The sequence below is a fragment of the Cellulomonas iranensis NBRC 101100 = JCM 18110 genome (genome assembly GCF_001552375.1).
Taxonomy (GTDB): domain Bacteria; phylum Actinomycetota; class Actinomycetes; order Actinomycetales; family Cellulomonadaceae; genus Cellulomonas; species Cellulomonas iranensis.
The window spans coordinates 43,584-51,463 of the sequence record NZ_BCRB01000023.1; the positions used below are offsets into that span (position 1 = coordinate 43,584).

At 76.4% G+C, this 7,880-nt stretch carries 7 protein-coding genes; 6 read left to right on the top strand and 1 reads right to left on the bottom strand.

Going from position 1 to position 7,880, the window contains the following annotated elements; translation table 11 throughout:
* The first annotated feature begins 30 nt into the window (after positions 1 to 30).
* From CS2_RS07160 to CS2_RS07185, 6 genes are all read left to right on the top strand, one after another.
* A complete protein-coding gene (locus CS2_RS07160; RefSeq protein ID WP_082739944.1) occupies positions 31 to 912 on the top strand; it encodes a helix-turn-helix domain-containing protein in 882 nt (293 codons plus the stop codon).
* A 102-nt stretch (positions 913 to 1,014) separates the two neighbouring features.
* Positions 1,015 to 1,974, top strand: a complete 960-nt coding sequence (locus tag CS2_RS07165; RefSeq protein WP_070319435.1) for an ABC transporter substrate-binding protein — start codon at positions 1,015 to 1,017, stop codon at positions 1,972 to 1,974.
* 26 nt (positions 1,975 to 2,000) lie between these two features.
* Complete coding sequence (locus tag CS2_RS07170; protein WP_046529395.1) at positions 2,001 to 2,897, top strand: siderophore-interacting protein; 897 nt, start codon at positions 2,001 to 2,003, stop codon at positions 2,895 to 2,897.
* Positions 2,894 to 3,970, top strand: coding sequence for an iron chelate uptake ABC transporter family permease subunit (locus CS2_RS07175; RefSeq protein WP_070319436.1), 1,077 nt, complete (start codon positions 2,894 to 2,896; stop codon positions 3,968 to 3,970). Before CS2_RS07170 ends, CS2_RS07175 begins: the two co-directional genes overlap by 4 nt.
* A complete protein-coding gene (locus CS2_RS07180; RefSeq protein WP_233421095.1) occupies positions 3,967 to 5,079 on the top strand; it encodes a FecCD family ABC transporter permease in 1,113 nt (370 codons plus the stop codon). Before CS2_RS07175 ends, CS2_RS07180 begins: the two co-directional genes overlap by 4 nt.
* Entirely contained in the window at positions 5,076 to 5,930 is an 855-nt protein-coding gene (locus tag CS2_RS07185; protein ID WP_070319437.1) for an ABC transporter ATP-binding protein, read from the top strand. The genes CS2_RS07180 and CS2_RS07185 overlap by 4 nt, the downstream gene beginning before the upstream one ends.
* Positions 5,931 to 5,998: 68 nt before the next feature.
* Here the strand turns inward: CS2_RS07185 and CS2_RS07190 are convergent, their stop codons facing one another.
* Positions 5,999 to 7,777, bottom strand: a complete 1,779-nt coding sequence (locus CS2_RS07190) for a cation:proton antiporter (RefSeq protein WP_070319438.1) — start codon at positions 7,775 to 7,777, stop codon at positions 5,999 to 6,001.
* Between the last annotated feature and the right edge of the window lie 103 nt (positions 7,778 to 7,880).

Sequence of the window (7,880 nt, forward strand, 5' to 3'; positions counted from 1 at the left end):
TCGCAGCTCGAACCTGGAGGGTGACCGACCATGTCGACGATCGGCCAGGACGTCGCGGACGTCGACCTGACCGAGCTGGTGGCCGGGACGCGGGCGCGGCTGCTCACGGCGCTGCACGCGTCGGCGTCGCCGCGCGCGTGGGCGGCGCACGACCACGAGGACCACGAGCTGATCTGGGGCGTGCGGGGCGTCGTCACGGTGCGCACGGGCGACGAGCACCGGACCGTGCCGCCGAGCGCGGGCCTGTGGATCCCGGCGGGCGTGGCCCACGAGGTGGCGGCCACGGCGGGGGCGCGCTTCTGGACGACGCACGTGGCCCGGCCGGTCGCGCCCGGCCTGCGGGGAGGTGCGCGTGCGGTGGCGGTCACGCCGCTGCTGCGCGAGGTGCTGCTCTACCTGCACAACCGCCTCATGCCGCAGGACGTGCGCGAGCAGGCCGAGACGCTCGCGCTCGCGCTGCTCGACGAGGCGGAGGTGCCGCCCGTGCTGCTGCCGGTGCCGGACGACCCGCGCGCGCGGCGCATCGCGCGGGCGCTCGTGGCCGACCCGGCCGACGACCGCACGCTCGCGCAGTGGTGCGGGCAGGTCGGGTCGAGCGTGCGGCACATGTCGCGGGTGTTCCGCCGCGAGACGGGGATGACGTTCGCCCGGTGGCGCGTGCACGCGCGCGTGCGGGCGGCGACCACGCTGCTGCCGCAGGGGCTGCCGGTCGCGGCGGTCGCCCGCCGGGTGGGCTACCGCTCGCCGAGCGCGTTCGTGCACGCGTTCGGGGAGGTGACGGGGTGCACGCCCGGTGCCTACCTGCGGGCCGTGACCGTGCGGCCGGTCGCGGTGTCCCCGTGGGCGGATGACGACGAGGCGTGGCCGATCGCCGACACGGAACGGGTGATCGGCGACAGCGGCGGCCGCTGACGGGCATCGACGTCGAACTAAGGTGAGCCTCACCTGACTTCGACCCCGCGGCAGTGGCCCCGGGGCACGCGCGGCGCCCCGCGCCGCACCCGAGGAGACCTCATGACCACCACGTCCCGACGCCGCCCCGCGGCGCTCGCCCTCGCCCTCGTCGCCGGCCTCGCGCTCGCGGCCTGCTCGGCCACCGCCGACGGCGCGACCGGCGGCGCCCACGCCGCCACGCGCACCGTCGACTCCGAGTTCGGCGAGGTCGAGCTGCCCACCGACCCGCAGGCCGCCCTCGGCTTCTACACCACGGACGTCGACATCCTGGCGACGCTCGGCATCCCGCTCGCGTCGTCGCAGCCCGTGCGTGACGGCTACACCGGCTTCCCGGCCTTCTTCCCGCAGGACGCGCTCGCGGACGTCGACACGTTCGTCAACTTCCCCGAGTACAGCTACGAGGCCGTCATGGCCGCCGCACCCGACCTGATCCTCAACGGGCTGGGCTACGACGAGGAGGCCGTGCAGCGCCTCGCCGAGATCGCACCCACCTACTCCGTCAACGCGTTCGACGGCGCCGACTGGCGCGACAAGTTCCGGACCACCGCCGCCGCGCTCGGGCGCACCGAGCAGGCCGACGCGTGGTTCGCGCGCTACGACGCGCGCGTCGCCGAGGTCCGCGACCAGCTCGACGCGCGCGGCATCCACCCGCGCGTCGCGGCCATCGGCTGGTGGAACGACCAGCTGCAGCTCTCCTGCTACGGCGTGCCGTGCCTCGTGTTCGCCGACCTCGGGCTCGACGTCGCGCCGCTGGCGCTGCAGGAGGACGCCGCGCTCAGCCTCGAGCAGGTCGACCAGCTCGCCGACGTCGACGTCGCCGTCCGCAGCTACGAGCCCGGCCCCGCCGGCGAGGCCGCCGACGCCGAGACGCTGCAGATGCTCGCGACCAGCCAGGTCTGGTCGTCGCTGCCGTTCGTCGCCGAGGACCGCTACTTCCGCTACGACCTCGAGATGGACTACGGGTCGCCCAGCGGCCACGCGGCGTTCCTCGAGTTCCTCGCCGACAGCCTGCTCGGCTGACGCCGGCACCCGGGACGAGGACGACGATGGCGCTCGACGGCGGTCTGACGCCCCGCATCTGGCGGGCCGAGGTGACGCACGTGCGCCGGCTCACGCCGGGCATGGTGCGCGTGACGCTCGGCGGTCCGGGCATGACGGAGTACGGCACCACGGGGGTGGGGGACGAGTACGTCCGGGTGTTCTTCCCGCACGCCGGGCAGGACGAACCCGTGATGCCGCGGGTGGCGGGACGATCCTGGGAGTTCGACGACCCCGACACGGCCGCGCCCATGCGCACGTACACCGTGCGCGCGTGGCGGCCCGGCGAGGTCGACGTCGACTTCGTCGTGCACGACGGCGGCGTCGCGGCCGCGTGGGCGCTGCGCGCGCGGCCCGGCGACGTTGTCGGGCTCACCACGCCGATCGGCCTGTACGACCCCCCGGACGGCACGACGTGGCAGCTGCTGCTCGCCGACGCCACCGGGCTGCCCGCCGCGCTGCGGCTGCTCGAGCAGGCCCCGCCGGGGGTCCGCACGCGCGCGGTGCTCGAGGTGCCGGACGCCACGCACCACCAGGACGTCGCGCCCGGTGCGCACGCCGACGTCACGTGGGTGCACGGCGGCAACGGCCACGGGCCGAGCGCCCTGGCCGACCTGCTGCCGGACGTGACCCTGCCCGACGGCCCCGGCTACGTGTGGGTGGCCGGCGAGACCCGCGTGCTGCGTGCGGTGCGCCGGCACCTGCGGCACGAGCGGGCGCTGCCCGGCACCGACTACAAGATCGTCGGCTACTGGACCGCGCAGGCCGAGCTGTGGCGCGAGCGGTACGACGCGCTGCCCGCGCCCGTGCGCAGCCGCCTCGCCTCCCTGTGGGACGACGCCGGGCGCGACCCCGAGGAGATCGAGGACGAGTACGACGACCAGCTGGAACGGCTCGGCCTGTGAGCACGACCGTCGACGCGGCCGACGCCCCGCCGGGCACCCCGGGCGCCGCACCGGGACCCGACCAGGCCGAGGCGCGGCCGCCCGGCGCGCACCGCGGCCGGTGGCTGGTCGCGGCCGTCGTCCTGCTCGTGGCTGCGGTCGGGGCGAGCCTCGCGCTCGGCGCCCGGCCGGTCGCCCTGGGCACGGTCGTCGACGCGTTCGTGCGGCCCGACGGGTCCGACGCGCAGTCGGTCGTGCTCGACCTGCGGCTGCCGCGCACCGTCCTCGGGCTGCTCGTCGGCGTGAGCCTCGGCCTGTCCGGCGCGCTGATCCAGGCGCTGACCCGCAACCCGCTCGCCGACCCGGGCATCCTCGGCGTCAACGCCGGCGCCCAGCTCGCCGTCGTGCTCGGCGCCACCGCGGGGGTCGTGACGCTGCGCGGGCAGCTGTGGCTCGCGTTCGCCGGCGCCGCGGCCGCGACCCTCGCGGTGTACGCGATCGGCGCGGCGGGCCGTGGCCGCCCCAGCCCGTTGCGCCTCACGCTCGCGGGCGTCGCGCTGGGCGCCGCGCTGGGCGGCGTCACGTCCGGGCTCACGCTGGTGTCCGAGCGGACCTACGACACGATGCGCGTGTGGGGCGTCGGGTCGCTCGCCGCACGCGACCTGGGGGTGGCCGCGACCATCGCGCCGTTCGTGGCCGTCGGCGTGCTCGTCGCGCTCGCCGTGGCCCGCTCGCTCAACGCGGTCGCGCTCGGCGACGACACCGCCGCGACGCTCGGCGCGCGGCTCGGGGCGACCCGCGTCGCCGTGGTCGTCGCCGTCACGCTGCTCGCGGGCGCCGCGACCGCCGCCGCCGGGCCCGTCGGCTTCGTCGGGCTCATGGTGCCGCACGTCGCGCGGTGGCTCACCGGGCCCGACCAGCGCTGGGTGCTGACGCTGACGATGCTGCTCGCGCCCGTCCTCGTGCTCGTGTCCGACGTGACCGGGCGGCTCGTCATGCGACCCGCGGAGCTGCCGGTCGGCATCGTCACGGCGTTCGTCGGGGCGCCCGTGCTCGTGGCGCTCGTGCGCCGCCACCGGGCGAGCGGGCTGTGAGCGCGGCGCACGTCCGGGCAGTGCCGCCCGCCGTGCCCGGCGCCGCCGGACGGGCCGACGTCGCGGCCCCGCTCGACCGCGGGCGGCGCGAGCTGGTGCTGCGCCGCGGCCGCGTGAGCGTCGTCGTCGCGCGCCGCAGCGTCGTCGCCGTCACCGTGCTGGTCGTCCTCACGCTGGTGGTCGCGGTGCTCACGCTGGCCACGGGTGACTTCCCCGTCGCCCCGGCCGACGTGCTGCGCGCCCTGACCGGGCGGGCCGAGGGCAGGACCGCGACGGTCGTGCTCGGGTGGCGCCTGCCCCGCGTGGTCCTCGGGGTCGTGCTCGGTGCGGCGCTCGGCGTCGCCGGCGCCATGTTCCAGTCGCTCAGCCGCAACCCGCTCGGCAGCCCCGACATCATCGGCTTCAGCAACGGCGCCTACGCCGGTGCGGTCCTCGTGCTGCTCTCCGGGGGCACCGGCTACCTGACGGTCGCCGCGGGCGCGGTCGGCGGCGGCCTCGTCACGGCGCTCGTCGTGTACCTGCTCGCGTGGCGGCGCGGCGTGCAGGGCTTCCGTCTCATCGTCGTGGGCATCGGGGTCAGCGCCGTCATCTCGTCCGTCACGACGTGGCTCGTGCTGCAGGCCGAGGTGCGGCTCGCGGTCGCGGCGACCGTGTGGGGCGCCGGCACGCTCAACGGCGTCGGGTGGGACCAGGTCCGGCCCGCCGCGGGCCTCGGTGCCGTCCTGCTGCTCGGCGTCGTCGCCGTGTCCCGCGGCATGCACGCGCTCGAGCTCGGCGACGACGCGGGCGCCGCGCTGGGCGTCGGCGTCGAACGCACGCGGCTCGCGGTCGTCGTCGTCGGCGTCGCGCTCACCGCGGTCGCGACGGCGCTGACCGGCCCGATCGCGTTCGTCGCGCTCGCGGCGCCCCAGCTCGCGCGCCGCGTGCTGCGCGCCCCCGGCACGACGCTCGTCGGGTCGGCCGCCATGGGCGCGTTCCTGCTGGTCGCGTGCGACCTGGTCGCGCAGCGCGCGTTCGCGCCGCAGCAGCTGCCCGTGGGGGTCGTCACGGTCAGCCTCGGCGGGGCCTACCTGGTGTGGCTCCTTGTCCACGAAGCGAGGTCACGATGACGCAGCACCCCCCGGCACCCCTCAGCGCGCGCGGGCTGACGCTCGCGTACGACCGTCGCACGGTCGCGACCGACCTGTCCGTGGACGTGGGTCCCGGGTCGTTCACGGTGGTGGTCGGGCCCAACGCGTGCGGCAAGTCCACGCTGCTGCGCGCGCTGTCCCGCCTCCTGGCACCCGCCGCGGGGCAGGTCCTGCTCGACGGGCGCGACATCGCGCGGTACCGCACCAAGGAGGTCGCGCGTCGCGTCGGGCTGCTGCCGCAGACGTCGCAGGCGCCCGACGGGATCACGGTCGCCGACCTCGTGGGCCGTGGCCGGTTCCCGCACCAGGGGCTGCTGTCGCAGTGGTCCGCGGACGACGAGCGCGCGGTGCGCGCCGCGCTCGCGGCGACCGGCACCACCGACCTGTCGGGGCGCCTGGTCGACGAGCTGTCCGGCGGTCAGCGGCAGCGGGTCTGGGTGGCGATGGTGCTCGCGCAGCAGACCGACCTGCTGCTGCTCGACGAGCCGACGACGTTCCTCGACGTCGCGCACCAGGTCGATCTCATGGACCTGTTCGCGGCGCTGCACGCCGCCGGGCGCACGGTGGTCGCGGTGCTGCACGACCTCAACCAGGCCGCGCGCTACGCGACCCACCTGGTGGCGATGCGCGGTGGCGAGGTCGTCGCGCAGGGCGCTCCCGGCGACGTCGTCACGGCGGACCTCGTGCGCGACGTGTTCGGGCTCGACTGCGTGGTCGTCGAGGACCCGGTGTCGGGCGGGCCGCTGGTCGTGCCGCGCGGGCGGGCCTGGCCGGCACCCGCGCCCGGGCCGGTGCCCCCACGCGAGCCGGTCACGGTCGTCGGGGGCTGAACGGCGCGGCGCGCGGCACGCCGCGGCTCGGCGACGGCGTCGGCCTTCGCGGCGAGGTCGGCCTGGGCTCAGCCGCGCAGCTCGACGCCGATCTGCACGGCGTCGAGCTCGGCGAGCGCGCGGTCGAGCGTCGAGGACGGGTACGTGCCGAGGTCGCGCAGGTGCAGCAGCTCGGCGCGCTGCGCACCCAGCAGCGTGACCATGAGCCGCTGGTCGGACGCGCGCTGCGCGGCGTGCTGCTCGTCGTCCGCCTCGACGGCCGCGTCGATGGCCGCGAGCCTGCGGCGCGCGCGCTCGACGGTCGCGCTCGGGTACGGCGTGCCGTCGGGCTGCGCGAGCCCCGGGTCGTCGAGCCGCTGCACGGCGGCCCGCCGCAGCTCGGTGCGCAGCGCGGTGAGCTGCTCGGCGTCGTCGTCGTCCCGGGCCGTGAGGCCGAGGCGTCGCGTGAGCCACGGCAGGGTGCCGCCCTGGACCAGCAGCGTCCCGGCGGCCACGACGAACGCGACGAGCACGAGCAGCGAGCGCTGCGGCGTGTCGGACGGCAGCGACTGCGCGGCCGCCAGCGTCACGGCGCCGCGCATGCCGGCCCACACGAGCACGACGCCCTCGCGCGGGCCGAACCGCTCGGCCGTGAGGTAGTCGATGTCGGCGATCTTGCGGCGCACGCGCCGTCCCACGGCCTCGGCGCGGTCGGCCGGGTCGGGCAGGGCGGCCGCCGCGACGCGTCCGCCCGCGCGGAAGCCGGCGCGGAACCGTCGGCGACGACGGCCGGTCGAGCGGGGCGCCTGCGGCATGCGGCCCTCGTCGAGACGTTCCTGGGCGGACTCGAGCCAGTCCCGCAGCGCGGGCGTCCGCCGGGCGCGGCGCGCGAGCTCCCACACCGACCACGCGACGAACAGCGAGCGCACCGCGATGACGATGGTCGCGGTGAGGACGCCGAGCAGCAGCGCCGTCCACAGGCTGCCGTGCGCCTGGCGGACGTCGAGCACGAGCCCGAACACCTCGAGCCCCATGACGAGGAACACCGCGCCCTCGAGCAGCAGCTCGATCGTGCGCCACACCGCGTTCTCGGTGACGCGGTCGCGCGCCCGCAGCGCGCGGGGCGCGGCGTGCCCCGTGACGAGCCCCGCGGTCACGGCCGCGACCAGGCCGGACGCGCCCAGGTGCTCGGCGGGCAGGTACGCGACGAACGGCACGACGAACGAGATCGCGACGTTCGACGTGGTCTGCGTGACGTGCCCGCGCGCCCACACGTGCAGGCGCCCCACGACGTACCCGACGACGACGGCCACGACGACCGCGAACACGAAGTCGCCCGCGACGCCCCACAGCGACACCGTGCCCGCGGTCGCGACGATCGCCGAGCGCAGCAGCACCAGGGCGGACGCGTCGTTGAGGAGCGACTCGCCCTCGAGGACCGTGACGATGCGCGGCGACACCCCCGCCTTGCGGACGATCGACGTGGCCACCGCGTCGGTGGGGCTGACGATCGCACCCACCGCGATGGCCGTCGCGAGCCCGAGGTCGGGCAGCAGCGCGTCGAGCGTGAACCCGACCGCGACGGTCGAGACCAGCACCAGCACGACCGAGAACGCGGAGATCGTGCGCAGGTCGCGCCGGAAGTCCATGGTCGGCACGTTGGTGGCCGACGAGTACAGCAGCGGTGGCAGCACGACCCCGAGCACCCACTCGGGCTGGATCTCGATCTCGGGCACGAACGGCAGGAAGCTCACCGCCACGCCCACCAGCACGAGCAGCAGGGGAGCGGCGACGCCCACCCGGGGGGCGAACGTCGTCACCAGCACGATCACGAGCACGGCGAGCACACCGGCGGCCACCAGGTCCATGCGTCACCTCACGGTCGGCGCGGCAGGGTCGTAGCCGAACCTACGCCCCCGAGCACGTCCACCCCCGCGGCATCCACCCCCCGCCCACCCCCCGCGCATCCCC

Excerpts from the sequence above, each read along its gene's own strand:
- CS2_RS07165 (WP_070319435.1), top strand. The coding sequence starts at position 1,015 with ATGACCACCACGTCCCGACGCCGCCCCGCGGCGCTCGCCCTCGCCCTC.
- CS2_RS07160 (WP_082739944.1), top strand. The coding sequence starts at position 31 with ATGTCGACGATCGGCCAGGACGTCGCGGACGTCGACCTGACCGAGCTG.
- CS2_RS07185 (WP_070319437.1), top strand. The coding sequence starts at position 5,076 with ATGACGCAGCACCCCCCGGCACCCCTCAGCGCGCGCGGGCTGACGCTC.
- CS2_RS07170 (WP_046529395.1), top strand. The coding sequence starts at position 2,001 with ATGGCGCTCGACGGCGGTCTGACGCCCCGCATCTGGCGGGCCGAGGTG.
- CS2_RS07190 (WP_070319438.1), bottom strand. The coding sequence starts at position 7,777 with ATGGACCTGGTGGCCGCCGGTGTGCTCGCCGTGCTCGTGATCGTGCTG.